Raw genomic sequence first — 25,361 nt, 5'->3', positions numbered from 1 at the left:
CGGCGGACTTTCAGCAGCAGTTGTAGAACTCGGACGTGTCGAGCATCGCGAACACCCGGCCGAACGTGTCGTGCGAGGGGACGCCGTTCTCCAGACGCAAGAACGTGCGGAACCACTCGATCTTCTCGCGGCCGAACCGCTCCACATCGGCCCACGTGTCGGCGCCGCAGATCGCCCCGCAGATCGCGATGGCCACCATATCGCCCAAACGGTGCTGCTTCGTCCGATCCAAACGTGGATCGGTCAGCTCCTCGAAGTGTGTAAGAATTACAGGAACCTGTGCAGACGCCATGCTCCGACCTCCGTGCTAGGAATGCTACCGCCGGGCCGGCTCCGCCGACCCACTAGACTCCAAGCAATACGACGCAACAATGCTCCTCGTTCGGGGTTAGATGCGATTGCCCTGGGGACGCCCTGACGTCGACCGTAGGCGAACGCGCCGGCGTACGCGGGGTTCTTCAGGATCGAATGGATCGCCGAGAGCGTGGGAGGCTTCCAAAGCACTTCATTAGCATACAAGCCGGACGTTTGTCGACGCGGAAGCTTTAGCTGATCCTCCACGAAGCACTTCAGCAATTGAGAGCCGCAGCCAACTTCATCGAACTTGGTGAACACGAGCTTGATGCGATCGGTGATGCTTGCGTCGGGGTCGACGATCACTTCGCCTGTTTCTAGTCGAACGTATCCCGTCGGTACGTGATGAACCAACTCGCCGCGCTTCGCCTTAGAGAGGCGGCCGGCGTTGAGCCGTAGGCGAATGCTGTGCAACTCCGCTTCGCTCATCGTGCCCTTGAGCCCCAGCAGTAGGCGATCGTTGAAATCTCTAGGACTGTAGACGCCATCGCTGTCTCCAATCAAGGTGTCTGAGAGCGCGCAGAGCTCCAGCAGGCGGTGCCAATCAGCGCAGTTGCGCGCCAGTCGTGAGACCTCGTAACCAACGATGATGCCGATCTTGCCCAGGCCGACGTCGGCGACGAGCTTCTGAAAGCTCTCTCGACCTTCGGCGTGCTTCGCAGAAATACCTTGATCGCCATCGACGACTTCGACTTGGCCGGTCTTCCAACCCAGATCAAGCAACCGCTCCTTGAGCGCACGTTGATTGATCGCGCTCTCGCGATTCTCGCGCACTTGCTTGGGGTCGGATTGGCGCAGATAGACAATCCCTGGCCGGCTCAAGTGCGTCGTTTGAATCTTGATCGATCCGTACATCGTGAATCTCCTCCATGAGAATCCGGCAAACTTCATTGGCCACGGCGCGTTGCACGTCGGGCGGTAGCTCCCGCCACAGGCTTTGACTTCGAATGAGGCTCACGCTTGGACCTCTTCTTGGTGGACACTGACTGGAACAGTGCCACGAGGTTGCCAATCGCCTCAGCGGTCAAGATCGATTCCGGATCGGAGAAGGTCGATGTCGGGGCCAGATTCGTGCTAGCAATGGCGACGTAGCCATAACAGCCGCTGCGAAGCTCAACGTGGCAATGCCGCACGTGCCCCGGCAGCGTCGCAAGCCCGGAAAGCTTGAACGTTTTGCCGAACAGCGGATGCTTGGGATCGGTAACGGTGATTTCGCCCGCGCATACCTCTGTGACCAGAGGGGTACTGCGGTGGTTGAGGTTTGCCGGTCTCACTCGGACCAACCAGCAACAGGTTTTCGCGCTTGTCGATCCAGTCCCCCTTGGCTAGTTCCAAGACCAAGGGCTTGTTGATCGATGGCCTGGCCGCGAAGTCGAACTCGTCGAGCGTCTTGGTCGCCGGGAACCTGGCGGCCTTGAGCCGCCGCTCGGCGGCGCGGCGTTCACGGTCGACCAGCTCCAGCTCGCAGAGCGAGAGCAGGTACGCCAGGTGGTCGAGGTTCTCCTGGGCGGCCCGCGCCGCGGTCTTCTCGCACTCGGCGTGCATCGTCGGCAGTTTGAGCGTCTTGAGGTGGTGCTTGACCAGCACCGTGCTCTTGGTTTCGGTCTTGCTCATGATCGTCCCTCCGTCAGAAGCACGCCGTAGGCCGCCACCCGGGTCGTCTCGACCTCCACGGTGCGCAGGTGCGGCCGCCCATCGAGCGAGAATAGCGCCAGCGGCTCTTCGCGGCGGTGTTCGGCGATCACCCGCACGGCGTCGGCGTCGATCACTCCGATATCGAGCGCATACTCAACCGCGCCCTCGAGCTGCTTCAGCTCGAAGCGCTCGAGCAGCCGCAGGACGCGGATGTACTCGCGCGTCCCCAGGCCGTCTGCCTCCAACAGCCGCCGCAGCTGGTCGAAGCAAGGGGGCAACGCCCAGTCCTCCAGCGGCTTGGCGTGGTCGAAGCCCCCCGGCTTCTTCTCCAGCAGGGCCAGGTAGTGGACCGGGTTGTAGATGTCCTGTCCGTGCTTCCACGAGCGTGGATGCTTCGCCACGAGCTTGCCGCTATCAATGAGCCGCACCTCGTCCACCGAGGCGACCACGGTGATCGGCCGCCTGGCGTGCGCCACCGGCACGCTGTAGCGGTTCGTGTCGAACGACACCAGCGACAGCCCGCAAGCCGAAGCCTGGGTGACCCTGCGGGCGTCCAACGGCTGGCGCGGCAGCGGCAGCATCGCTGCCTGGTCTTCCTTAAGCAGCTCCTGCTTCGGGCCGCTCTTGCCGCGGAGCGTCCGGCCGAGGTCTTGCTCGCAGCGTGCCAAGAGCTCCTCGTTCAGGGCTTCGAGCGAGTCGACCCTCGGCACAGGGACCAAGAAGTTGCGTCTCCCGAAGCCGACCAGCCCCTCGACCTTCCCCTTCTCGTTCGCCCGACGCACCAGGCAGAAGTGCGAGCGGAACAGGTAGTGGCTCTCGAGCCGCAAGAACTCCCGCGTCCGTTCTCGGTCGCGCGGGCCGGTGATCTTCGCGATCGCGACGCGGCTGTTGTCGTAGCTGATCCGCTTGGGTACTCCCCCGAAGAACTCGAAGGCCCGCTTGTGGCCTTCCTGGAACGACTCCGTGCATTCTCTGGGGAACGCCTGGATGAACAACGCGTCCGAGTAGGGGAGCGTCATCACGAACAGCGCTACCTGCACACGCTCGCCGGCCAGGTCGACATACGCGTAGCCGAAATCGACCTGCGCCTCGCCCGGCGGGTGCGACAGCGGCAGAAAGACCTCTTGGCTCCCCTGGCGCCACTCCCGGACCGCCTCCTTCACGCTCTCGTAGCTGCCGTCGAAGGCTACTTCTTCTCGCAGCCGGTCAAACAGGCGCTTGGCCGTGTGACGCTGCTTCTTCGGCGCCTTCTTGTCCGCTTCTAAGATCTCTGCGATCCGCGGTAAGAAGCTCTCCATCTTGGGCCGCTTACGCGGCTTCTCGCTCCGGTAGCCCGGCGGCTCGACGTGCCCGCACGCTTTCGCCACCGCGGGGTAGTTCAGCCCGTACTCTCGGGCCGCCTCACGGCGGCTTAGCTCACCCGTCAGCACCCGCCGACGCAGCTCGGTCCATAACTCCATGTCTTGCAACACTTTCTGCACGCCTCGCTTCCTGACCGGCGAATGCCAAGGGAACCCGGAGGGGGCCTGCGGCCCCCTCCAACTGCCCCTCAGCTTCGCAAATCAACAAGCCAAACGCACAATGCGCGCTGCACTTTTCGGGCGCCAGCCCGAAACGCCGGGCGCTGCACTTTTCGAATGCCACTCACAGTCGGTCGCCCAGACCGCGTCGGGCCGCTGCGCCTTCTCCTCTTCCTCCCGGGTCCGCTTCGCCCGGCGCCGCCACGGGCAGACCAAGTTCTCGCTCTTGAGAATCCGGTACACCGTCGACATGCTCAGGCACGCCACCCCTTCATCAATCATCCGCCAAGCCAGCTCGCGATGGCGTATTCCCGGGTGCTTCAAGGCGTACGCCCGCACCGCACGCTTCTCCTCGTCCGTCGCTTCGTATGCCTGCACCGGCTTGGCCGGTTCTGGGGGAAGCGACTCCGTCCTCTCTGCCCCCTTCCGCCAACGGTAGTAGCTCGCCGGCGAGACCCCCTTCACCGGCCAACGGCTGCGACGCCTGGTCTCCTGCACCACCGCGTGCACCTCCCGCTGGAGTTCCGCCGGCAACTGGCCGTAGTCCTCTAGCCCGAGAGCCCTTTTTTTAAGTCGAGGTTCTCCGCCGTGATCTCCGCGATCACGTCCTTCGCTCGACGCAGGTCCGTCTCCAGCCGCTGCTGCTGCGCCGACGGCTTCTCGGCCCCCGCGTCGAACACCTTCGCCGCAGAGCCCATCAGCTGCTTCTTCCAGAGGTAGTACTGCGTCGGGTTGATCCCCTCACGGTGGCACAGCTCGATCGTCTCCACCGAGCCGTCCAGACCCGCCACCACTATCCGCAGCTTCTCTGAGGCCGTCCAACGACGACGCTTCGCCTTCTCGCTCATCGTCTCCTCCTTCCTGGAATAAGCCCAGGAGTCTACCAAGGAAAGAGGGGGATGCTAACTTGACGATAGTCCCACTTGGGGAGATGCACTACAGGTGACACACACCAGCCCCTCGCTTGCGGTCTAGTGACAGGAGCAGCGAGAAAGATCATTATAGATCGAGCTGGCTTCTTATCAGGATCGAAGGCCATTCGGCCGCTGCTACCCAAGTAAAGCCCGGCGGGACCCCAGATTGGTGCGAACGGCTCAATGAACCTCAACAAGCTCGTCGGCCTGCTGGCCGTCCTGGTCGTAGCCTGTCTCGAAGGCTCGACCGCTTCGGCCGACCAGCGGCCCAATATCTTGCTCTTTTTCGCGGATGACCAACGCAACCATACACTGGGCTGCTCGGGACATCCGGTTGTCAGAACCCCAAACATCGATCGGTTGGCCGCGGAGGGTACGCGTTTTGAGAACGCGTTCGTCTCGACATCGACTTGCTGGGTGAGCCGCGCCTGCCTGTTCACGGGGTGCTACGAGCGGAAGCATCGTTACCGAACCAGCCCCGGGCCGCTGAGTCTTAGTCTTTGCGAAACATCGTACTTCGCCGTGCTCAAGAAGGCTGGGTACCGTACCGGGCACATCGGCAAAGAGCACGTCGCCATCGCTCCCGGATCGTCAGAGATCATGTTCGACGTACGCCGAAAGCTAGGACGCAACCCCTACTTCAAAAAGTGGCCCGACGGCAGCCTCCGGCACGAGACGCAGATCCTTGGCGACTGGGCGACCGAGTTTATCGACGAACAACCTCAGGACCAGCCGTTCTGCTTGACCGTGAGCTTCAATGCTGGGCACGCCGAAGACGGCGACAAACGACCGGGGATCGGGCACTACCCTTGGCCCCCCACAACCGACGGGATGTACGAAGACCACGCGATGCCGCCGCCGCGCCTCGGCGATCCCGCGATTTACGACTCCCAGCCCAAGTTTTTGCAGAAGTCGCTCAACCGTCAAAGGTACTTTTGGCGGTGGGACACTCCTGAAAAATACCAGACGAACATGCGGGCTTACTTTCGCATGCTTAGCGGCATCGACCACGAAGTCGGTCGAGTGACCCAGCATCTGCAAAAGCTGGGGATCGCTGAGAACACGATCATCATCTACGCCGCCGACAACGGCTACTACATGGGTGATCGCGGTTTCGCGGGCAAGTGGACCCACTACGATGAGTCGCTGCGGGTCCCAATGATCGTGTTCGACCCGCGTGGCCCGGCGGACTTGCAAGGGCAGGTCCGACGGGAGCTCGTTCTTGTAAGCGACCTGGCCTCGACCATGATCGATCTAGCGGGGGAGCCCGTCCCCAAGGCGCACACAGGCCGCAGCCTTGCCCCTTTGCTGCGGGGCGAATCGCCCTCCGTTTGGCGCACCCACTTCTTGTGCGAGTTTCTGGCTGTTCCAAAGTCGATCCCGCCGTGGGAAGGCGTTCGGGATGTAAACTGGGCCTACGCAAGGTACTTTGTCGATGGCGTCGAAGGGCCTGCCTTCGAGGTGTTGCACGACCTTCAAAGCGATCCCGATGAACTGGTCAACGTTGCTCAGACGCCTAAGACGCAGCGAAGCGACCGGCAGCAGGCCGCGCTCGCGAAGATGCGCGCGAGGTGCGACGAGTTAGTCGCTGAGAACGGCGTTCCCATGGTCGACGTGATCCATAGAGGCGACAGGGAGACGCGTAAGAAGGCTCCCAGAAAAGAGAGGGGCCGAAACGTGCCACCCATTCCGACCCTCCCCTAGAAGTCAACATGAGGACTCGAATCATGGCGCCAGCCAGAGCTCGGCGAGCCCGCCTGCGGTTTGCGATTGTCGCTATCTTCTCGACCGCCGCGGCTCTTGCTGAAGAGGCGCCGACTTTGCGGCCCGCGGAGCTGCGATGCGAAGGACTGGAGTCTCCGCCGGCCGTTGACACTCCACAGCCACGACTAAGCTGGCTGTGCGAGAGTGGCGATCCGGAGGTGCGCGGACAAGCACAATCGGCCTACCAGATCATCGTCGCCGATTCCAGTGCTGGTAGCGCCGCCGATGAAGGCAACCTGTGGGATTCCGGAAAAATAGTCAGCGACCAATCAACGTTCATTGCGTACGCGGGCGCGGCCTTGCAGCCTCATCGGGAGTACTTCTGGAAGGTCCGGATTTGGAACCGCGACGCTGCGGCTTCAGAGTGGAGCCCGCCGGCGGCCTTTTCGATGGGTTTCCTGCCCCCCAATTCGTGGCGACCCGATTGGATTCGAGGCGACGGTGTCACGTACCTGCTCCGCAAGCCATTTCCGATCAAAAAGGATGTCAAGCGGGCCTACGTCTATGCTTCGGCGCTCGGGGTTTACGAGTTGCGACTCAACGGGAGCAAGGTGGGCGACGAGCTGTTCGCTCCTGGCTGGACCGACTACCGCAAACGCGTGCAGTATCAACGTTACGACGTGACGGACGCGGTTCATCGTGGCGACAACGTCTTGGGCGCGGAGCTTGCGCCCGGATGGTTTTCCGGGAAGATCGCCTGGTTCAATGCAAAAAGGTACGGCAAACAGCCGGCCTTTGCGGCCGAGCTTCACCTCGAGTTCGCAGACGGCTCTTCGCGGGTCGTCTCTACCGATGGCTCGTGGGAAACCAGCAGCGGCCCGCTGACGGCGAGCGACATGCAGGACGGCGACCAATACGACGCGCGGCTTGAGAAGATCGGCTGGGACACAGCGGGCTACCAGGGCGCCGACTGGGAGAACGCCGAGGTGCTCGGCGGCGAGAGCCGGATCATGGCAGCGCAGCGCGATCAGCCCGTAGGAGATGTCCGAACGTTGACGCCGGTACAGAGGACGCAGCCCGCGCCCGGGGTGTACGTCTATGATCTCGGTCAGAACATCACGGGGATCGCCCGGATCACGGCACGCGGTCAGCGGGACGCTAAGATCACGCTCAGGTACGCCGAGCGGCTCAACGCCGACGGCACGCTCGACGTGACAAATCTGAAACTGGCGGAAGCCACCGATACCTACGTCATGCGGAGCGCGGGCGCCGAGACGTACCAGCCCAAGTTCACCTTCCATGGATTCCGCTGGGTTTCCGTCGAAGGCCTGGACGCGCCGCCGGCCCTGGACGAAGTCACCGGCGTTGTGGTCGGCACGCTCTTTCCGGAGACAGGCTCGCTGAGCACCTCGAGCCAAGAACTGAACCAGCTCTTGTCCAACATCCGCTGGACTATCCGCAACTCCTACCTGTCGGTCCCGCTTGACTCACCGCAACGCTCCGAGCGGCTCGGCTGGACCGGCGACGCGAACGTGATGGCGGCGACCGCGTCGTGGATGTTTGGCCTCGACCGCTTCTACAGCAAGTGGCAAACCGACATCCTCGACGCCCAATCCTACGGGAAGGGCGAAACGGATGGCGCCATGCCCAACGTGGCGCCCAGGTGGATGGCCAAGGCGAGCGGCCGCGGCGGCGGCTGGGGCGATGTCGGGGTCAATCTTCCCTACCTCTTGTGGAAGCGCTACGGCGACACGGGCGTCATTCGCGCCAGCTACTCAGGGACGAAGAAGTGGCTTGCCTTTCTAGAACGCAACAGCAAGAACCACATCATTCCAGTGAGCGCCCGAGTCTCAACCGCGGGCGACTGGGAGAACGCAGGCGACCCCACGCCGAAAGACCTGGTCGGCACCTTCTACTACGCGCTCGATGTCGCCCAAGTCGCGGAGATGGCGGAGGCGCTCGGCGAAGAGGCCGATGCGGCCGCCTACAGGGCGCGGTTTCAAGAGATCCGCGCAGCCATCATCAAACGGTACGTCGCCCAGGACGGCGTCGTCGCTAACGGTTCGCAAACCGCACAGGTATTTGCGCTGTACCTCGGACTCTACCCCCAGGGAATGAAGGACAAGGTCTTCCGAAGACTGATCGACAATATCGAGAAACGAGACAATCACATCAGCACCGGCTATCTCGGCTCACAATGGCTCTTGAAGGTGCTGGTCGAAAACGGGCGACCCGACGTCGCCTACGACCTGTTGATGCAGAGAACGGGACCATCGTGGCTGTACATGGCGAGCAACGAACAAACCTCCCTGTGGGAGGGTTGGGACACCCTGAATCCAGACGGAACGTTCGGCAGCAAGCGGACTTCGCTCGGCCACGCGGCCCTCGGTTCGTGCGGCGACTGGATGTTTCAACGCATTGGCGGGATCACCCCGGACCCCCTCAGCCCCGGCTTTAAGCACTTTATGATTGAGCCACTTGTGGGTGGAGGTCTCACACATGCTGAGGCAAACTTCCAGTCGCCGCACGGGCTCATCGGCACGCGGTGGACGCTGCACGGGGACCGCTTCACGCTCGACGTCACTGTTCCGGTGAACACGACCGCCACCGTTCTCTTGCCGCCGAGCTCCCCAGGCGCCGTGACCGAGAGCGACCAACCGATCGACTTGTCCGACCACGTTTTATCGAAGAGACTTCCTACCGGTGGGGTGAGCTATCATGTCGGCTCAGGTAGGTACTCTTACGCCGCGTCTGGTGTGTCCCTGTCGGGCCGAGCTTCTCGAGCCAACGAACCGAGTGGCCGCGAGTCGGAAGACGAGATGGATCCATCCGGAAGCCCGTGAGCCCGATCTCCCGCCGCGTCGCCCGTCGGCCTGCCATCAACTCGTTACGAGACTACTTGGGCTATTCTTCTCGATTGCCCTAGGAGCCGTTGCGGCGATGCGTGATTGCAAGGGGGCGTCGACCTGTAAGCGAGAAATGAGACTCTGTGCAACTAGCCTGGTTTGCGCAGCAACGAACGAACCAAGGTCGATGCGCCAGATGCTGGCTTTGCGGTCCGGACGCAATAGAGCAGACTTCGAGTTGGCAGCTTCCTCAGGTTCCCCGGCGACCTGTATGACTCGTTCGAGTCGCTGCCTCACCTCCAACCCTTTCTGCGGTAGAACGTAGACAAGTGGTTCGTCTTGGCGATCGTCTCCCTGTCGCTGCCGATCGAGTTGCCGCCGCTCCTCTGGCGCACCGAAGCGCGGTCGGTGCGGCTAACCTTGGGCAGCATGCAGCACGCCTGGGCGCCGTTCGGCCCGCCCCTGAGCAGGTCTGGCATGGCGACGCCGCTGTCGGCCAGCCGGTCCGTGCAGCTCTTCGCACCCCAAGAACCCCGTCTCGAAGAAGTCCAGGTCTTGGCCGCTAGTTGCTGTGTTGGTTGGGAACAACAGGTTTCGGTTTGATTGGATTCGAAGCGCCAACCGGACCGTCGCGTTGTCTCGGCGCTTTCGGACGCGATGACCGGACCCAGTCACGCGGCAGGAAGGCCGCCAGTCGTCCCTTGATCGGCTCGAACTCCACCCGCAGCGCCAGGTTGTGGTACTCGCGCGGGTCGGTCTGGTGATCGTACAGCTCTTCGCTGCCGTCGGCGTAGCGGATGTAGTGATAGCGAACATCCGTGGCCGCTGCGTTGCCGACGTCGTGTGAGGTCACGACGACACGGGGCCAATCGCTATCGGGGTTCTCTAGCAGCGGCGCGAGGCTCCTCCCCGCCAGCGCTTGCGGCGCCGGTTGATCGAGTGCGCAGAGCTCATTGAGTGTCGGGTAGATATCGAGCAGGCTGACGGGCTCAGCGCACGACCGGCCAGCGGCCTCCATGCCCGGCACGCTGACCAAGAAGGGGACACGACACGTTTGTGTCCACAGGGCCCGCTTATGCAACCGCTCCTTCTCGCCGATGTGGTAGCCGTGGTCGGACCAGAGGACGATCACCGTGTTGTCGGCGTAGGGGCTGGCGTCGAGCTCATCCAGGATCTGGCCGACCACCCAATCGCAAAAGCTGATACTAGCCAAGTAGGCCTGCATGACTTCTCGCCAGCCGTTCTTTGCTCGGCGGACCTTGGCGAACTGCTCTGCGTCCTTCGTGCCCAGCAGTAGCGTGACGACCGAAGGCGAGATGTCTGCGTCGTCGTCCTCGATCGTCTCCGGGAGAACGACGGAGCCGAGCGGGTGCAGGTCGAAAAACTCCTGGGGCGCCACGAACGCGACGTGGGGCTTGCTGATGCCGTGCGCCAAGAAGAAGGGCTTCGCGTGGCGATCGGCGAGCCATGCCCGCGTGTTCTTCAAGATCGCCACGTCCGGCATCGACTTCATCCCCCCCGGCGCCGGACCGATCGCGAGAACGCCGCCCCCCATTACCTTGTTGCTCCCTGCCATCGGCCCGTGGTCGGAGAACGGCGGCTTCCTCTGGGTCCACGCCGCGTCGAGGCGATTGGCCGGCAACCATCGATCCTGGTTGGCGTGGTAGTACTTGCCGGTGAGGTAGGTGTCGTAGCCGTGACGCTTGAACTGCTCCTCCAACGCAACGGCCGCCATCGCCGGCGCCGATCTGGACATCCTATCCCCGAGCTGATAGACGCCCGTCTGATGCGGCGCCATACCCGTGACGACTGCCACACGCGAAGGGTTGCAAAGGGGCGCGGCGCAGTAGCCGCGGGTGAAATTGACGGACCTCTTCGCGAGCCGGTCAAAGTTTGGCGTGCTGACGCCCGGGTGGTCTTGCAGGACCGAGACGTAGTCGTTCAAGTCGTCGATCGCGATCATCAGGACATTCGGCCGACGACCGTCCGCGCCTCGTGCCAACCCCTCGCTGGCCACCAGCCCAAAGGCAAGCAACAAAGCCGCGATCGCAGCTATGAAGTTGCGCAGCCCAAATTCCAGAGCCCCTCTTGGGGAGCCCGCCTTCGTGTGCTGCCGATCCTGCGTTTCGGTCATTTGCCCGCTCCGCGACGCCGTGGCGATTTTTGAACGACGCTGTCCCCGACGATCTGGTTGAACCGGTCGGTCATCTCCTTCACGCGCCCTGGCTGGTCCGCGGCGAGGTCGTTGGTTTCTCCGAGGTCGTCGGCCAGATTGTAGAGCCTGGCCTCCCCCCCTTTGCCGCGTCCGACCGCTGGAAAGAGCTTCCACATGCCTTGGCGGAAGCCAAACAAGTCCGCGTTTCGCTGCTCGACCAGCGACCTCCGCCCGGTCGAATCGACCCCCATCAAGGCGGCGAGTTGGTTCTCGCTGTCCGGGGCTTCTCCGGCGGGGATGCTTTCTCCCGTCAGCGCCGCCAGGCTGGCGAGCAGGTCCACCTGGCTGACCAGCGCGTCGGAGACGCCTCGCCTCACATGGCCCGGCCACCGCGCGATCATCGGCACGCGCGTCCCCCCTTCCCAGACGGTCCCCTTTTGGCCGCGCAGCACGCCGTTGGGGCCGTGCCCGTTGGATCCGTCCGGATCGCCGACCCCGTGCACCTTGTCTGGGCCGTTGTCGTCTAGCACCCCGCCGTTGTCGCTGGAGAACATGACGAGCGTGTTATCCGCGAGGCCGAGCGCCTCTAGCTTGCCGAGGACCTCGCCCACGATCCAATCGAGTTCCACGATGGCGTCGCCGCGCACGCCGCAGTCGCTCTTACCGATGAACCTCGGGTTAGGGACGCGCGGGACGTGGATGTTGTGCGTCGAAACCTCCAGGAAGAACGGCCCGGCTTGATGCCTCTCCATGAACGCGTTGCTCTTCTGGGCGACGACCGTTGAGATGTTCTCGTCGTCCCACAGCGCGGCCTCGCCCCCGGTCTGCTCGCCGATGCGAGGGACGCCATTCACAAACGAGCGGGGCTCGCCTCGCTTCACCCGGTAGTCCAGCTTGATCGGGTCGGTCGGGTCGAGGTTGACCACCCGGTCGTTCTCGACCCAGACGCAGGGGACGCGGTCGCCGGTCGCCGGCATGATCCAGGCGTATTCGAAGCCGACATCGTTCGGACCGGGCCGGATCTTCCCGTTGTAGTCGGTCGGCTTGACGCCCAGTCCAAGGTGCCATTTGCCGACGATGCCGGTCGCGTAGCCCGAACCCTTGAGCATCGAGGGGAGCGTGGTGCGTGCCGGGTCGACCAGGAGCCCCTCGACGCCCGAGGCGATGCCGGTCCCCGGCTGCCGGAAGGCGTACTTGCCCGTGAGCAGGGAGTAGCGAGAGGGGGTGCAGACCGACGCGACCGAGTGGGCGTCGGTGAAGCGGAGGCCTTGCGCGGCGAGGCGATCGATGTTGGGCGTCGCGACCTTCTTCGCCCCGTAGCAGCTTAGGTCGCCGTAGCCGATGTCGTCGGCGTAGATCAGGACGATGTTTGGCCGGGCCGCCTCTCGGCCGGCTGGGGCGGGCGGCTGGCCGGTGGCGATCGCCTGCGAAGCAGCGCACAGCGCGGAGAAGACGTAAGCCAGGAGTGGTCGCATCGTGTGATCGGGCAACGGGGCCGCCTTGGTGGTTCTGGAATTGGGCGCCGAATTCAATTGGCGTCGCGGAGACTAGCCGGCGCTTTGCGACGCGGGATCTTGCGAGGATGAATGTCGGCGTCGCCGGAAGTTTGCCGCCACTCGTCGAGCTCGGTCCGCATCCGCGCAAGCGCCTCGGCGTGCAGCGGGTCGTCGATCAGGTTGTTGACCCCCCATGGGTCTTGATCGAGATCGTACAGCTCCTCGGGTGGGGCGTCAGGGCGATTGCGCCACGCTGGGTAGTCTGCGAGACTTACGGCGAGTCGAACATGATTTCGTTGGGAGCGCCGCTTGCGTCATGTTTGCGTTCTTGTCGGAGGGATTGTTGTGGGCGAGGTTTCCGAGGCAGGGATCGCGAGGCATTTCGAGGGGCTAACCGATCCGCGTCGGCGTGAGCCGATCTACCCGTTGGTGAACGTTGTGGTGATGGCGTTGTGCGCGGTCCTAAGCGGGGCGGACGACTTCGTGTCGATCGCCGCGTGGTCGAGGGAGAAGAGAGGGTGGCTGGCGAAGTTCTTGGACCTGTCGGCGGGCGTGCCTTCGCACGACCGCTTCAACGCGGTCTTCGCGGCCCTCAACCCGGCCGAGTTCGAGAAGTGCTTCTTGAGCTGGGTCACCGCGCTGCATGAGGTCACCGACGGCCAGGTGATCGCGATCGATGGTAAGACGCTGCGGCGCAGCTTCGACGCAGCGAGCAGCAAGGCGGCGATCCACATGGTGAGCGCCTGGGCGACCGCCAATCATATCGCCCTGGGGCAGGTCGTCACCGACGCCAAGAGCAACGAGATCACAGCCATCCCAAGGCTGCTTGAGATGCTGGAAATCAAGGGGTGTTTGGTGACCATCGACGCGATGGGGTGTCAACGGGAGATCGCCGAGCGGATCGTCGAAGGGGGCGGCGACTACGTGCTGGCGACCAAGGGGAACCAACCGAACTTGTGCGAAGCGATCGATGCGTTCTTCACCGCGCAACTGGAAGACGACTGCCGGAACGTGGCGTGCCGACGGCACGAGTCGCACGAGAAGGGGCACGGCCGCGAGGAAGACCGCTACTACTACCTGACGAAGCTGCCGGAGGGGTTTCCCGAGCGTGAGAAGTGGCGTGGGCTCAAGGCGATCGGCATGGCGGTCCGCATCACCACCCATAGCGACGGCGCACAGACATTCGACACGCGCTACTACATCACTAGCCGCTACATGAGCGGCAAGAAGTTCGCCGAGGCGGTGCGCGGCCACTGGGGGATCGAGAACTCACTCCACTGGCAGCTCGACGTGACGTTCGGCGAAGACCAATGCCGCGTCCGCAAGGGACACGCCGACGCCAACCTCAGCCTGCTGCGCAGAACGGCGCTGAGCCTCCTCAAGAACAACACCTCCCGAAAGCTCGGCGTAAAGAACAAACGCCTCACCGCGGCATGGTGCGATCAGTACCGACTCGAAGTGCTCTGCGGGGCATGAGTTAACGTGCAATCGCCCTGAGCTCCGGGTTGACAGTCGCTCAACGTGCTTGGAATTGCCGAGAGAGTTCGGTGAGGCAACAGTCAGCAGCGATCGTCCCGTCCTAGTACATTTAGGGGGTGGCCGGCCCGGCGCCTGCTGGTCCCGGCTTGCTTGATCCGGTGATGTGGCGATTTAGCGGGCGGCGGGAGCTAGCCCTGGCCGATTCAATGTCGCCTGGAATGCTCTCCGGGCCGCTTCAGCCGGCCGCGAGTCGCGTCGCATTCGCTTCCCTTCTCGGGGCCGATCGATCGGGCTCGCCCGGAGCGCGGCGGGCGTCCCAGCGGGTTGCGAGCAGCAGCTTTCGACCGTGTACGTTGGCGCCGCCGAACGCCAAGCCAATCGGCATGCCGCGACGGTGGAGAGCAATCGCTTTCCCTCAAGACTACCGCGATCGGTCTTATTTTTGCCAGTCTATCTACTTTTCGTCGGCGGCTTGGTCATTGACCCGTGGAGGCTCTGCCGATCCTAGCCGATCTGATTGGGGCCATTCTAGCGTTTCAATATCGCGCCGCGACACGCATTGCCGAACACGCCCGGCTGCGTCCACTCCTGGATGCGCCGATTCACTGAGCAGGCGGCGGAGGTTGCCCTGTAGAAGTGTGGCGCCCCAGCTCTTGGCAAACTTTCCATTGAACGTCTCTGCGGGCATCGTTAACCTACCAGTTATGCGGATCGGTCTCATCGTCGATTCGGAATTGACGCATATCGCTTCTCTCGAAACCGATGGCGTGGTAACCAAGATCTCTCGGAGCAACCGCACGGCGAATTGGCGCCGATGATCGGTGTTTACCAGTAGGGGCCTCCATGGAAGCAATTCAGTCGATGCACGCCAGACTCTGTATCCTTGCCGCCCTCCTGTTGTTTGGACTTGGTTTTGCCGGGCGTATTGCTTTGGCGGCCGAGGCGCCCCGTCCCAACGTCGTGCTGATCATCACGGACGACATGGGGTTCTCAGACGTCGGCTGCTACGGCGGAGAGATTGAAACGCCGAGTATCGACGCTTTGGCTCGCGGCGGACTCAAGTTCTCACAGTTCTACAACTGTGGCAAATGCGAGCCGAGCCGCGCGGCGCTCACCACGGGGCACCAGTTCTGGACCTACTACCCCAACGTCGCGGTCAGGAAAGACAGCCCCAACTTCGGCGAGGTCCTCCAGACCGCGGGCTACCGAACGATGATGGTCGGCAAATGGCACTGCGCAGGCGTGCCGTTCGAACGCGGATTCGACCGTCATTTTGGCTTTATGGGGGGAGGCACGAACTTCTTTCTGGGCGATGATTCTTTCACTCTCGACGGCCGTCCCTGGCCCGTGCCCAAGGAGGACTTCTACGTCACCACCGCGCTGACCGACTACGCAGACAAGTTCATCCGCCAAGAGCACGCCGCACACCCGGACCAGCCGTTCTTCCTCTACCTGGCCTACAACGCGCCCCACTCGCCGATCCAGGCGCCCGCAGACCAGGTCGCTAAGTACCGCGGGAAATACCTGTCGGGTTGGGACGAGATCCGCAAAGCGCGCTTTGCCAAGCAGCAAGCACTCGGGCTGGCGGGGCCTGGTTGGAACTTCCCCGACCGACCGGCGAACATCCCGGCCTGGAACTCGCTCGACGTGAAATCACGCGATTTCGAAGACCTCCGCATGGCGACCTACGCCGCAATGGTCGACTGCGTTGACCAGGGCGTTGGCAGGCTGACGCATACGTTGAATGAACTGGGCGTCGCCGACAACACGCTCGTCATCTTTATGAACGACAACGGCGCCAGCCCGAACGACCGAGTTCGCCGCGGCGAGTTCGGCACGCCCAACACAACCTGGAATACCGGCGTCGGTTGGGCGCACGCATCGAACACCCCACTGAAGTACTACAAGCGGACGCAGCACAGTGGCGGTGTGACGACACCCTTCATTGCGAGCTGGCCGAGCGCCATTGAGCCAAGAGCGGCGTTCGAGGATCAGCCGCTGCACATCACCGATGTCCTCCCGACGTTGATCGAGCTCGCCGGCGCCCGGTACCCACGCGACTTTCGCGGCAAAGAGCATCCGCCACTGCCGGGCCGCTCGTTCGCGCAAGTGCTGACCGCGGGAGAGCGACTCGCCCCTAAGCCGCTCTACTTCTCGCTGTTCAACAACATGGCGATCGTCGACGGCGGCTGGCGGATGGTAACCGCCTACGACCAGCCGTGGCAACTCTATGATTTGACCGACGACCGCAGCGAAACCCACGACTTGGCCGCTTCCAATCCCACACGACTAAATGAGATGCTTGCGCTACAGAAGGCCTACGCCCAGCGGCCCGACGTGCGGCTGCGGCTCAAGCCGGGCGAGCGCGAGCCGAAGTATGCACCGATCTACAACGCCGTGGGCAGGATCGGGCCTGGAGCGCGCGAGAAGGTCTCGGACGAACCCGCTTCGTTGGCGCGGGCCAAGAAGCGATCGGTCGGTGTGCAGCTCAGAGAACCAGCTCGCGGTCGATAACTTCGTTTTGAGCCCGAGAACGCCACCTGCTCCCACGAAAATGGAACGCATCGATGAACCGCCTTGCAAGCGCGCTTACAGTGCTGGTCACCTGCCTCGGCCAGGTTCAGCTGGCGACGGCCGAAGACCGGCGCATGAACGTGCTATTCATTTACGTTGAGGACCTTGGTTACTACACGAGCGAGCGAGCCGCCCGCGAGCCCGCCGCCAAGATCGCCGGGCTCCAGACCCCCCACCTAGACGCGCTCGCCCGCGAGGGGGTCAACTTCACACACGCCTTCTGTGGGCAGAGCGTCTGCTCACCCAGCAAAAGCGCTATCTACAGCGGGATGCTGCCGCACGCAAACGGCATTTGGCGGAACGTGTTCAACCGGCACGGCTCGCGGGGGGGCCCGGACAACTGGATCCCCCTTGCGTCGCCCCTCACGCCCGAGAACGACCCCTCGAACACCGGCGTAGGGGGCATGCACGAAGACCTGCCAACCCTCATCCAGCTCCTCAAAAGGAACGGCGTGTACTGCGCCCTCTCCGGCAAGCTGCACGTCCAACCGGCCCGCAACTTTCCGTACGACGTGTTTGTCGACGCGGCTGACATCGACGAGGTGATCGCGGCGGCCGGGGACAAACCGTGGCTGTTCTGGTGCAACCCGGGGGACACCCACGCCCCGTTCTGGAAGTCGATCCAGCACAAGCTGGTCAACCCCAAAGACCGCAATTCGGCCCCCAACGACGTCGATCCCGCGGCGATCGGCATGCTCCCATGGCTCCCCGATACCCCGGCGGCGCGGATCGATGTCGCCCAGTATTACTCCAACGTACGCAACATCGACGCGTTTGTCGGTAGCATGTTGGACCGGCTCGAGGCCAGCGGAGAGGCCGACCGCACGCTCGTGGTGTTCACGGGCGATCACGGCATCCCCGTTCAGCGAGGCAAGACCAGCGTCTACCCGGCGGGGACGCAGGTCCCCTGTTTTGTTCGCGGCCCCGACGTGGAAGGGGGGCGGGTGATTTCTGCCCCGATCTCGCAGATGGACTTCAACCCGACTTTTCTGGAAGCGTTGGGGATCGAACCGACCGCGGCCTGTCAGGGGAGATCGCTGTGGCCGATCCTAGGCGGCCAGGCGGACCGGGTGGCCGGCCGCCGCACGGTCATGACCGAAACCAACAACAGCTTTATGTCGGCCCCGGGCAACGGCTCCACAACCATGGCACGCGCCGTATGCGACGGCCGCTACTACTACATCCGCAATCTGATCCAAGAGACCGTCGGGGGCCCGGTCGAGCAGACGCTGTTCGTCGGCAGCGGCAACGGCGAGTATGGAAGCCCCGGTCCCCAGTACGCCATCAACCTGCACGACGACACGGTCCTGCAGAAGGAGGCTCAGCCCCTGCCGTACGAGCTGCTCAGGCAGCTCTGTATGAACGACGCCCCACCCAGGGCGATTGCACGTCAACTCATGCCCCGCAGAGCACTTCGAGTCGGTACTGATCGCACCATGCCGCGGTGAGGCGTTTGTTCTTTACGCCGAGCTTTCGGGAGGTGTTGTTCTTGAGCAGGCTCAGCGTCGTTCTGCGCAGCAGGCTGAAGTTGGCGTCGGCGTGTCCCTTGCGGACGCGGCATTGGTCTTCGCCGAACGTCACGTCGAGCTGCCAGTGGAGTGAGTTCTCGATCCCCCAGTGGCCGCGCACCGCCTCGGCGAACCTCTTGCCGCTCATGTAGCGGCTAGTGATGTAGTAGCGCGTGTCGAATGTCTGTGCGCCGTCGCTATGGGTGGTGATGCGGACCGCCATGCCGATCGCCTTGAGCCCACGCCACTTCTCACGCTCGGGAAACCCCTCCGGCAGCTTCGTCAGGTAGTAGTAACGGTCTTCCTCGCGGCCGTGCCCCTTCTCGTGCGACTCGTGCCGTCGGCACGCCACGTTCCGGCAGTCGTCTTCCAGTTGCGCGGTGAAGAACGCATCGATCGCTTCGCACAAGTTCGGCTGGTTCCCCTTGGTCGCCAGCACGTAGTCGCCGCCCCCTTCGACGATCCGCTCGGCGATCTCCCGTTGACACCCCATCGCGTCGATGGTCACCAAACACCCCTTGATTTCCAGCATCTCAAGCAGCCTTGGGATGGCTGTGATCTCGTTGCTCTTGGCGTCGGTGACGACCTGCCCCAGGGCGATATGATTGGCGGTCGCCCAGGCGCTCACCATGTGGATCGCCGCCTTGCTGCTCGCTGCGTCGAAGCTGCGCCGCAGCGTCTTACCATCGATCGCGATCACCTGGCCGTCGGTGACCTCATGCAGCGCGGTGACCCAGCTCAAGAAGCACTTCTCGAACTCGGCCGGGTTGAGGGCCGCGAAGACCGCGTTGAAGCGGTCGTGCGAAGGCACGCCCGCCGACAGGTCCAAGAACTTCGCCAGCCACCCTCTCTTCTCCCTCGACCACGCGGCGATCGACACGAAGTCGTCCGCCCCGCTTAGGACCGCGCACAACGCCATCACCACAACGTTCACCAACGGGTAGATCGGCTCACGCCGACGCGGATCGGTTAGCCCCTCGAAATGCCTCGCGATCCCTGCCTCGGAAACCTCGGCCACAACAATCCCTCCGGCAAGAACGCAAACATGACGCAAGCGGCGCTCCCAACGAAATCATGTTCGACTCGCCGTAAGTCTCGCAGACTACCCAGCGTGGCGCAATCGCCCTGACCCGGAGCTCGGTTACTCGACGCTCCCGTAGTGCACCGCCAGCCACACCGTGGGCTCGTCGGGCGACGTCCATTCGATCCGGTGGCGCTGGCCGCTGAGCAAGTTCACGTGGTCGCCCGGTCGCAGCTCAAGCGTGCGGTCCTCAAACCGCAGCCTCGCCGCCCCTCGCAGCAGGACCACCCACTCGTGTTGCGGTTGCTCGTACCAGAAGCCCTCTGGCGACGCCTGCCCCAGGGAGACGATCCGCTCGATGCGGAGCTTGGGCGTGTCCACAATCGTCGTGAAAAGCTCTGCCGCAATCTCTTGGGGCAGGTCGGCGAAGAGGTTGGCGAGCATGGTTTTTGATCGAATCGAACCGTTGGTGGATGCTGACCTGATATGGCTACGGCGCCCGGGCCCCAAACATGCGCCGCGTTCGCTCGTAGGAACAGCCCAACTGCTCGTCAAGCCGCTCTCAAGAAAATGCGGATGCTCCAAATCGGTGCTCTGAGCGCGATGCATGAGCACCGCGGCCGATGCGGCTGGATGCTGGCGCATGCTCACACGCGTTCGGGCGGGCCGACGCAACTCACCAGCTATCCAGGGGTTAACGACTGGTTTGACGGCGCCATCGCCGACTTCGCCGTAGCATACGTCAACCAGTCCGAGCACGGCCATCCTGTGCTTGCGGAGCACCGGGGAGAACCGTACGGCGGCCTACGCGTGCCGGAATGTCGAGGGCTTGCCGCCCGCTAGTGCGCGGGACCGGCGCGGTCCTGGAGTGCCTCTCGAAGCAACGTTGCCTCGGAACGACGGAGCCGCCGCAGGTTCTGGGCGATAGCATCGTAGGAAGAGCTGATGCAGCGCCACCACGAACCAACTTCCAACCCAGATCGGGCCAACAATCTCAACTTGGCGACCTTCTCCAGGAATTCGCCCTGACGCTTGGCGATCGCCTTAAACTGGGGACGAAGGTGCGGCGTTCGACCGACCATGTCCCGCTCCAAACAACCCCACTCGTCAAGAGAATAGCGCTGGTCCGCAAGATCGCAGAAGCGGCCGACCGCGTCCTCGATCACGATCCTCGACGTCGTGGGATCGGCCAGCACCGAGCTGAGGCTGTCCGAAGCGTCCAACAGGTCTCGGTACCTGGCTTCTCGACCGGCTACCCGCTCGCTCAACGCAGCGCCGACTGACATAACTTTGGCTCCATGGGTACTGATCGAATGCCGGGGACCGCGCCAGGCCCGCTCCCGGCTGCTCCAAGGAAGAGCCCACGTCGCGCCCCTGCTCGGTGGGTCTCCGACCAGACGGCGGCCCTCCAAACCGCAACGGCCGGGTTCCGAAGCAGTTGCCGAACGGAATTGAGAATAGGCCTATCTACCCCGCGAATCGCGTGCCTAAGCCGGGGCTCACCGTGGCTAGCAACACGGTACGCAGGGGCCCCTTCTTGTCGCCGATCCCCCCCGCGGTAGTGCGGCGAACGGCGGCGACCTTTTGGGGATCAACCTTGATGGGGGGTGTCCGTCTAGCCCGGCGTTTCAAGATGTGTGCGTATCCGCACAAGCTGCCCCGTGGTCGATGCCCTCCGCCCGACGCTCGTGCGGCCGACTCTCTGCCGAATCGACGTACGGCTTCCGCTGGGTATAATCTCATGAAGCCGGCGACAACTCTCTTCTCCTCGACCAACCGACTTGTTCGGGCTCGCCGAGCGGCGGACGCACTGGACCGTCGCGCAAAGCAGCGTCGCCGGCTACCGACACGCGCAGTCGTTGAGTGCTGGCCGAGCAGGCTGGGCCCAACCGCCGCTGGGCGACTATCAGGCGATTTGTTTCTATGCCTACCGTGAACCGATCAACGATTGGCCGCAACCTAGACATGCTCATCGTCGACGACGATGAAGAGCTCCGTGAAGGGCTCGCCAGCTACTTCACTCGCCGCGGACACGCGGTGGCGCAAGCCGCCGACGCGCAAGAGGCGCTCCGTCAGTTGGAGAGCCGCGCCTTCGGCGTGGCGATCCTTGATGTGGTGATGCCCGGGATGTCCGGCATGGACCTGCTCGGCAGGATGCGCGACGAGCACGTCGACACCGAAGTTGTCTTGCTGACGGGGGAGGGCTCGATTGAAACGGCGGTCGAGGCGATGAAGCTCGGGGCCTGCGATTTTCTTACCAAGCCGATTCGGCTGAAACAGCTTGAAGGCGTCGTTCACAAGGCGGTCGAGACGGGGCGTATCCGGAAAGAGAACCGGCAACTCTCCGACCTGCTCCGCCGCAGCGTGTCGCAGCACCACATGATCGGCGATTCGCCGGCGATCCGCGAGGTGTTCCGGTTGATTGAGCGCGCCGGCCCCAGCGACAAACCGATCTTGATTCAGGGCGAGAGCGGCGCGGGGAAAGAGCTCATCGCTCGCGCTCTCCACGAGGCAAGCCCCCGCGCCGATAAACCGATGGTGGTGATCAACTGCGCGGCCATGCCGGAGCTGCTGCTGGAAAGCGAGCTCTTCGGGCACGAGAAAGGCGCCTTCACCGGGGCTTCCGCGTCGAAGCCGGGGCTCTTCGAGGCGGCCGACGGCGGGTCTCTCTTCATTGATGAGATCGGAGAGCTTTCTGCCGCGCTCCAGCCCAAGCTCTTGAGGGTGCTTGAGGACGGGTCCCTGCGACGCGTCGGCTCCCTCAAGGAACGCCGCGTGGACGTCCGGCTCATCGCGGCGACCAATCGAGACATCACGTTCGAAGTCCAAGAGAAGCGGTTTCGGGAAGACCTGTACTACCGGATCAATATGATGACGATTCAGGCGCCACCTCTACGGGAACGGGGCGCGGATGTGCGGATCTTGGCGGAGCATTTTTGCGGAGAGGGCTGGGAGTTCGAGCCCGAGTGCCTCCAGGCGATCGAGAAGTATCATTGGCCGGGCAACGTAAGGCAACTTATCAACGCGATTGAGCGGATGAGGATCTTGGCCGACAATGAGTTGCTGTGCAAAGCGAACCTTCCCCCCGAAGTGCTCGGCGTAGGCCCTCACCGAGGCCACTTGGTCTACGACTCCGACATCGACTTGGCCACGCTCACTCGAGCCCGGATCGTCCAGGCAATGCGCGAGAATCTCGGCAACAAGGCCCGCGCTGCAGAAGTGTTGGGCGTGAATCGCCGCAGTCTGTACCGCCTTATCGGCAAGTACCAGATTCTTCCGAGCGAACTGGGCAGCTAGCAGCCAGTCCAACCAGAATCTGGGGCAGCAGCGCGGGGCATCTCGAAGAGCTGCGGGGCGCCCCGCGTCGGCCCGCGGGCCGGTCTATCTTACAACACGCCGCCAAGCCGCGCGAATCAAGACCTAGCCGATCGAGCGGCGCCCCATGGAAGAGGGGCCACAAAGACGTCAATCAAGTGACGAGCAGCCGATTAGAAACCGACGCCACGCCGTCGATGTGAAGAACCGTTTCTTGGGCAAGCTGCTTCAAGTAATAGGTGCTAACCTCTCCCTCCAAGACGGCGAAACCGCGAAAGATCTCGCACTCGACGCTGTTGAGTTCGGCGTACTTTCTTGCCCTCAGGGCGAGGTGGGCCGAGTGGCTGGAGTGGCGGCGGGCTTGATCCGATTCGATCGCGGCCGGCCAATCAGGCCTGTCGGTTACGGTGTTCATGGTCGGTCGACTCCGCTTCAAGAGGCACTAGGGACGCCGCTGCTCTGGGGCTCCGTAAGATAAGCAGGCTGCCGCGGGGCAGACGCCCCGAATTATCGGTGCAACCGCTATACCGCAAACCAGGCGCTCTGTTGGCCTGGTGAGCGCAAGCCGATTTCTCGGCCAGTTTCAGGGATGGAGCGATCCTTGGGCCGGCGCTAGCGCGGACCAAGCAGTCCAAGTGAGCCAAAACGTGGCGCCCGCTGAGCGTAGGAGCACACCAAGCAACCGCGCGTGGTCGTGCCGTCGCCGCCAATCCTATCTGGCAGCCGCTGCGGCGCCAGAAAATCGGCCCACCAGTCGCGACGCGATTCTCCCGTTCCGATACCGCCAGGATAGCCGCCGTTCGAGACGCCTGCTTTTCTGAACCTGCCGCGGGGGGACTACAAAGGGAGCTCTAGTCGGAACTCCGCGCCGGAGCAATCCTCGTCGCCCAAGGAAAGACTCCCCCGATGCGCCTGCATGATCTTGCGAGCAATCGCCATGCCCAGCCCCGTTCCCTTGGCCTTGGTCGTAAAGAACGGCTCGAAGACACGGCGCCGTTGTTCTGGGTCGAGACCGGGGCCGTTGTCACTGACCACGATGGATAGAATCGGATGGCGCTCATTGGCGATTTTCTTGACCACGACCGAAACTTCTACCGGGTCTTCGCAAGCAGCGAGCGAGTTTTCAAACAGGTTTCTGAACACCTGGAACATCCGAAAGCGGTCGTAAGACGGCTTCTCCGGCAGAGGGCTAGATTGACAGAGGGCAGCCCGCCGGCCCGGATGAGCCTGTAGGACCGACCCCCACGCGTCCGCGATCACGCCCTGGATCGGATGTCTTTCTGCGTCGATGCGTAGCGGCGCCGCGTACTCGCGAACCTCTTCCAGCAGGGAGTTGAGGCCATCGCACGCCGATTCGATGCACGCAACGTGCTTGATGATCTTCGGATCCACGCTGGCATCGAGGTGAATCAGTTCGGCGGCGATATTGATGGTCTGAAGGAGGTTGCGGCTCTCGTGGGCCAGGCTTGTCACGGCTTGGCCGACCGCTGCCAGCCTCTCGGCTTGGACCATGCGGCCCTCGTACTCTTTCGACTCGGTGAGGTCGCGCAGAACGCCTGTGAAGAATCGGCGATTTCCCAGCCGGAACTCGCTTACTGCAAGATTGGCTGGAAACTCAGACCCGCATCGCCGTCGACCGATGACTTCTCGTCCCAGCCCGATGATCCGCTTTTCGCTGGTTCGCAGGTAGTGCTGCAAGTACGCGTCGTGCTCTCGGCTGAAGGGCGCGGGCATGAGCATCGAGATGTTCTGCCCGACTATCTCGTCGGTAGCGTAGCCAAACATCCTGCTGGCGGCCAGATTCGCCGAGTCGCAGACGCCGCGATGGTCGATCGTGATGATCGCGTCGACAGCCGTGTCGAGAATCGCCTTGAGACGCGCTTCATTCGCGCCATCGCGGTCTTGCGAAACCTCAGCGCCGGTCACTCCTTGCTGCGTCACGTCGAAACTCAGGCTTAGTGGGGTTCAACGGCTGGCGAAGCAGCACGCGCTGTGGAGCCTGCCGATCCGTCCGCGGCCGGCGCTGCGATCCTCAACTGGGGGCCGCAATGCGCCGAACTATTCGCACGCAAGAACCCCGAACACGACGCGACATCGGTCCACCCGTCTGTGGGACGCGACGCAATGCAGGAATTACCTTACCATCGTGATTGTCCGCTGAGGCCGCCCGTTGGGCAAGCCGCTCAAGGCGGTGCGGCAGGAGGCTGGACCGGTTGATGGATTTGCTCTATTTGCATCCGCCGCGCGTCCATCGCTGAGACGATCACCGCGACGAGGGCGCCCGTCTCAAACCGAGACGCGTCCATGGTCAGGTCGTACGCGTGCGGGTCCGTCGGGTCTTCTCCAAAGTAGGTCTGAACTAACCGGTTGCGGGCAAGGTCTACCTCGGCGACCTCCAAAGCCGCTTCCGATATCTGATATCCCCCGACGCGCTGCAACGCGACGGATGCGGTATTCGAGCGGCGCCACCAGACGAACGCGGACGGACTGCCTTGCTGGAAGAACCTGGGCCGCGCAGCGGCCCAGGAGGACGCAATTGCCGTGGCGTTAGAGCGCCAGCAGCGTCTTTCGCATCCGCACGACATAGTCGACTCCCGTGAGCCTTCGCGTCGAGCCCAAGCTGGTGAGCATTTCCTCCTGCCAGTTCGGGCAGTTCTCGTCCAGCCGGGCGGCCAGTTCGGAACTTACGCCAGCGTCGTTCGCGATTGTCTCCACAAGCTGATGGTCGTAGAGCGGCCATCCCAGCCGCTTGGCGAGGCGCCTTTGCGATCGTTGCCCCGCCGGCGCCCCGCTCGCGACTGATCGCGATGGTCATCGCCGGGGGCCCTGAGCGAGCCGGT

General features: G+C 63.3%; 22 protein-coding genes and 2 pseudogenes. 7 read left to right on the top strand and 17 right to left on the bottom strand.

Going from position 1 to position 25,361, the window contains the following annotated elements; genetic code table 11:
• Positions 1 to 10: 10 nt before the first annotated feature.
• The 6 genes from Pla175_RS11645 to Pla175_RS11620 all read right to left on the bottom strand — a co-directional run bounded on the left by Pla175_RS11645 (position 11) and on the right by Pla175_RS11620 (position 4,357).
• Entirely contained in the window at positions 11 to 292 is a 282-nt protein-coding gene (locus Pla175_RS11645) for an ISAs1 family transposase (RefSeq protein WP_145284599.1), read from the bottom strand.
• On the bottom strand, positions 268 to 1,209 hold the full coding sequence (locus Pla175_RS11640; RefSeq protein ID WP_197527452.1) for a recombinase family protein: 942 nt from the start codon (positions 1,207 to 1,209) through the stop codon (positions 268 to 270). Before Pla175_RS11640 ends, Pla175_RS11645 begins: the two co-directional genes overlap by 25 nt.
• A 258-nt stretch (positions 1,210 to 1,467) precedes the next feature.
• Entirely contained in the window at positions 1,468 to 1,968 is a 501-nt protein-coding gene (locus Pla175_RS11635) for an ATP-binding protein (protein ID WP_145284593.1), read from the bottom strand.
• Positions 1,965 to 3,470 carry an IS21 family transposase gene (istA, locus tag Pla175_RS11630; RefSeq protein WP_145284590.1) on the bottom strand — a complete coding sequence of 502 codons (1,506 nt, stop codon included), beginning with the start codon at positions 3,468 to 3,470 and terminating at the stop codon, positions 1,965 to 1,967. Before istA ends, Pla175_RS11635 begins: the two co-directional genes overlap by 4 nt.
• 81 nt (positions 3,471 to 3,551) lie before the next feature.
• Positions 3,552 to 4,043: a hypothetical protein gene (locus tag Pla175_RS11625; protein WP_145284587.1), complete on the bottom strand. Its 492-nt coding sequence runs from the start codon at positions 4,041 to 4,043 to the stop codon at positions 3,552 to 3,554.
• Positions 4,044 to 4,057: 14 nt separating this feature from the next.
• A complete protein-coding gene (locus tag Pla175_RS11620; protein WP_145284584.1) occupies positions 4,058 to 4,357 on the bottom strand; it encodes a transposase in 300 nt (99 codons plus the stop codon).
• Between the two features lie 249 nt (positions 4,358 to 4,606).
• Here Pla175_RS11620 and Pla175_RS11615 point away from each other — a divergent pair, with 249 nt between their 5' ends.
• Entirely contained in the window at positions 4,607 to 6,127 is a 1,521-nt protein-coding gene (locus tag Pla175_RS11615) for a sulfatase family protein (RefSeq protein ID WP_145284581.1), read from the top strand.
• 23 nt (positions 6,128 to 6,150) lie between these two features.
• A complete protein-coding gene (locus tag Pla175_RS11610) occupies positions 6,151 to 8,970 on the top strand; it encodes a family 78 glycoside hydrolase catalytic domain (protein ID WP_197527451.1) in 2,820 nt (939 codons plus the stop codon).
• A 296-nt stretch (positions 8,971 to 9,266) separates the two neighbouring features.
• Here the strand turns inward: Pla175_RS11610 and Pla175_RS11605 are convergent, their stop codons facing one another.
• The 3 genes from Pla175_RS11605 to Pla175_RS11595 all read right to left on the bottom strand — a co-directional run bounded on the left by Pla175_RS11605 (position 9,267) and on the right by Pla175_RS11595 (position 12,603).
• Positions 9,267 to 9,452: a hypothetical protein gene (locus Pla175_RS11605; protein WP_145284575.1), complete on the bottom strand. Its 186-nt coding sequence runs from the start codon at positions 9,450 to 9,452 to the stop codon at positions 9,267 to 9,269.
• A gap of 83 nt (positions 9,453 to 9,535) precedes the next feature.
• The gene (locus Pla175_RS11600) at positions 9,536 to 10,936 is read right to left on the bottom strand and encodes a sulfatase (protein WP_197527450.1); all 1,401 of its coding nucleotides are present in this window, start codon (positions 10,934 to 10,936) and stop codon (positions 9,536 to 9,538) included.
• Between the two features lie 167 nt (positions 10,937 to 11,103).
• A complete protein-coding gene (locus Pla175_RS11595; RefSeq protein WP_145284568.1) occupies positions 11,104 to 12,603 on the bottom strand; it encodes a sulfatase family protein in 1,500 nt (499 codons plus the stop codon).
• A gap of 366 nt (positions 12,604 to 12,969) precedes the next feature.
• On the opposite strand from Pla175_RS11595, the gene Pla175_RS11590 reads away from it, so the two are divergent.
• The 3 genes from Pla175_RS11590 to Pla175_RS11580 all read left to right on the top strand — a co-directional run bounded on the left by Pla175_RS11590 (position 12,970) and on the right by Pla175_RS11580 (position 18,125).
• The gene (locus Pla175_RS11590; RefSeq protein WP_145284565.1) at positions 12,970 to 14,100 is read left to right on the top strand and encodes an ISAs1 family transposase; all 1,131 of its coding nucleotides are present in this window, start codon (positions 12,970 to 12,972) and stop codon (positions 14,098 to 14,100) included.
• An 846-nt stretch (positions 14,101 to 14,946) separates the two neighbouring features.
• A complete protein-coding gene (locus Pla175_RS11585) occupies positions 14,947 to 16,617 on the top strand; it encodes an arylsulfatase (RefSeq protein ID WP_145284562.1) in 1,671 nt (556 codons plus the stop codon).
• Positions 16,618 to 16,670: 53 nt separating this feature from the next.
• A complete protein-coding gene (locus tag Pla175_RS11580) occupies positions 16,671 to 18,125 on the top strand; it encodes a sulfatase-like hydrolase/transferase (RefSeq protein WP_145284559.1) in 1,455 nt (484 codons plus the stop codon).
• Here the strand turns inward: Pla175_RS11580 and Pla175_RS11575 are convergent.
• Both Pla175_RS11575 and Pla175_RS11570 read right to left on the bottom strand, forming a co-directional pair.
• Positions 18,073 to 19,203 (bottom strand): ISAs1 family transposase, encoded by a 1,131-nt coding sequence (locus tag Pla175_RS11575; RefSeq protein WP_145284557.1) that lies wholly within the window; start codon positions 19,201 to 19,203, stop codon positions 18,073 to 18,075. The genes Pla175_RS11580 and Pla175_RS11575 overlap by 53 nt on opposite strands.
• Positions 19,204 to 19,326: 123 nt before the next feature.
• Positions 19,327 to 19,650, bottom strand: coding sequence for a cupin domain-containing protein (locus Pla175_RS11570; protein WP_145284554.1), 324 nt, complete (start codon positions 19,648 to 19,650; stop codon positions 19,327 to 19,329).
• A gap of 132 nt (positions 19,651 to 19,782) precedes the next feature.
• On the opposite strand from Pla175_RS11570, the gene Pla175_RS11565 reads away from it, so the two are divergent.
• Positions 19,783 to 20,049 carry a DUF2252 family protein gene (locus tag Pla175_RS11565; RefSeq protein ID WP_197527449.1) on the top strand — a complete coding sequence of 89 codons (267 nt, stop codon included), beginning with the start codon at positions 19,783 to 19,785 and terminating at the stop codon, positions 20,047 to 20,049.
• Here the strand turns inward: Pla175_RS11565 and Pla175_RS11560 are convergent.
• Entirely contained in the window at positions 20,046 to 20,429 is a 384-nt protein-coding gene (locus Pla175_RS11560) for a hypothetical protein (RefSeq protein WP_145284548.1), read from the bottom strand. The two genes, Pla175_RS11565 and Pla175_RS11560, sit on opposite strands and share 4 nt — an antisense overlap.
• Before the next feature lie 700 nt (positions 20,430 to 21,129).
• Between Pla175_RS11560 and Pla175_RS11555 the strand changes: the two genes are divergently transcribed.
• Positions 21,130 to 22,503: a sigma-54-dependent transcriptional regulator gene (locus tag Pla175_RS11555; RefSeq protein WP_145284545.1), complete on the top strand. Its 1,374-nt coding sequence runs from the start codon at positions 21,130 to 21,132 to the stop codon at positions 22,501 to 22,503.
• Positions 22,504 to 22,675: 172 nt separating this feature from the next.
• On the opposite strand, the gene Pla175_RS11550 is transcribed toward Pla175_RS11555, so the two are convergent.
• The 5 genes and pseudogenes from Pla175_RS11550 to Pla175_RS25965 all read right to left on the bottom strand — a co-directional run bounded on the left by Pla175_RS11550 (position 22,676) and on the right by Pla175_RS25965 (position 25,236).
• Entirely contained in the window at positions 22,676 to 22,936 is a 261-nt protein-coding gene (locus tag Pla175_RS11550) for a BON domain-containing protein (protein ID WP_145284542.1), read from the bottom strand.
• A 422-nt stretch (positions 22,937 to 23,358) separates the two neighbouring features.
• Positions 23,359 to 24,033, bottom strand: coding sequence for a sensor histidine kinase (locus Pla175_RS26515; RefSeq protein WP_231954358.1), 675 nt, complete (start codon positions 24,031 to 24,033; stop codon positions 23,359 to 23,361).
• A 60-nt stretch (positions 24,034 to 24,093) separates the two neighbouring features.
• Positions 24,094 to 24,447 (bottom strand): annotated as a pseudogene (locus tag Pla175_RS27075) (PAS domain S-box protein); the annotation flags it as partial.
• A gap of 360 nt (positions 24,448 to 24,807) precedes the next feature.
• Positions 24,808 to 25,050 (bottom strand): annotated as a pseudogene (locus Pla175_RS27070) (cytidylate kinase family protein); the annotation flags it as partial.
• Positions 25,051 to 25,068: 18 nt separating this feature from the next.
• Complete coding sequence (locus Pla175_RS25965; protein ID WP_197527448.1) at positions 25,069 to 25,236, bottom strand: hypothetical protein; 168 nt, start codon at positions 25,234 to 25,236, stop codon at positions 25,069 to 25,071.
• Positions 25,237 to 25,361 lie beyond the last annotated feature (125 nt).

The organism is Pirellulimonas nuda (assembly GCF_007750855.1).
Lineage (GTDB): Bacteria > Planctomycetota > Planctomycetia > Pirellulales > Lacipirellulaceae > Pirellulimonas > Pirellulimonas nuda.
This window is presented reverse-complemented; position numbering and strand designations above follow the sequence as displayed.

Excerpts from the sequence above, each read along its gene's own strand:
- Pla175_RS11645 (WP_145284599.1), bottom strand. The coding sequence starts at position 292 with ATGGCGTCTGCACAGGTTCCTGTAATTCTTACACACTTCGAGGAGCTG.
- Pla175_RS11640 (WP_197527452.1), bottom strand. The coding sequence starts at position 1,209 with ATGTACGGATCGATCAAGATTCAAACGACGCACTTGAGCCGGCCAGGG.
- Pla175_RS11635 (WP_145284593.1), bottom strand. The coding sequence starts at position 1,968 with ATGAGCAAGACCGAAACCAAGAGCACGGTGCTGGTCAAGCACCACCTC.
- Pla175_RS11620 (WP_145284584.1), bottom strand. The coding sequence starts at position 4,357 with ATGAGCGAGAAGGCGAAGCGTCGTCGTTGGACGGCCTCAGAGAAGCTG.
- Pla175_RS11615 (WP_145284581.1), top strand. The coding sequence starts at position 4,607 with ATGAACCTCAACAAGCTCGTCGGCCTGCTGGCCGTCCTGGTCGTAGCC.
- Pla175_RS11610 (WP_197527451.1), top strand. The coding sequence starts at position 6,151 with ATGGCGCCAGCCAGAGCTCGGCGAGCCCGCCTGCGGTTTGCGATTGTC.
- Pla175_RS11605 (WP_145284575.1), bottom strand. The coding sequence starts at position 9,452 with ATGCCAGACCTGCTCAGGGGCGGGCCGAACGGCGCCCAGGCGTGCTGC.
- Pla175_RS11600 (WP_197527450.1), bottom strand. The coding sequence starts at position 10,936 with ATGATCGCGATCGACGACTTGAACGACTACGTCTCGGTCCTGCAAGAC.
- Pla175_RS11595 (WP_145284568.1), bottom strand. The coding sequence starts at position 12,603 with ATGCGACCACTCCTGGCTTACGTCTTCTCCGCGCTGTGCGCTGCTTCG.
- Pla175_RS11585 (WP_145284562.1), top strand. The coding sequence starts at position 14,947 with ATGGAAGCAATTCAGTCGATGCACGCCAGACTCTGTATCCTTGCCGCC.
- Pla175_RS11580 (WP_145284559.1), top strand. The coding sequence starts at position 16,671 with ATGAACCGCCTTGCAAGCGCGCTTACAGTGCTGGTCACCTGCCTCGGC.
- Pla175_RS11570 (WP_145284554.1), bottom strand. The coding sequence starts at position 19,650 with ATGCTCGCCAACCTCTTCGCCGACCTGCCCCAAGAGATTGCGGCAGAG.
- Pla175_RS11565 (WP_197527449.1), top strand. The coding sequence starts at position 19,783 with ATGCTCCAAATCGGTGCTCTGAGCGCGATGCATGAGCACCGCGGCCGA.
- Pla175_RS11555 (WP_145284545.1), top strand. The coding sequence starts at position 21,130 with ATGCCTACCGTGAACCGATCAACGATTGGCCGCAACCTAGACATGCTC.
- Pla175_RS11550 (WP_145284542.1), bottom strand. The coding sequence starts at position 22,936 with ATGAACACCGTAACCGACAGGCCTGATTGGCCGGCCGCGATCGAATCG.
- Pla175_RS26515 (WP_231954358.1), bottom strand. The coding sequence starts at position 24,033 with ATGGTCCAAGCCGAGAGGCTGGCAGCGGTCGGCCAAGCCGTGACAAGC.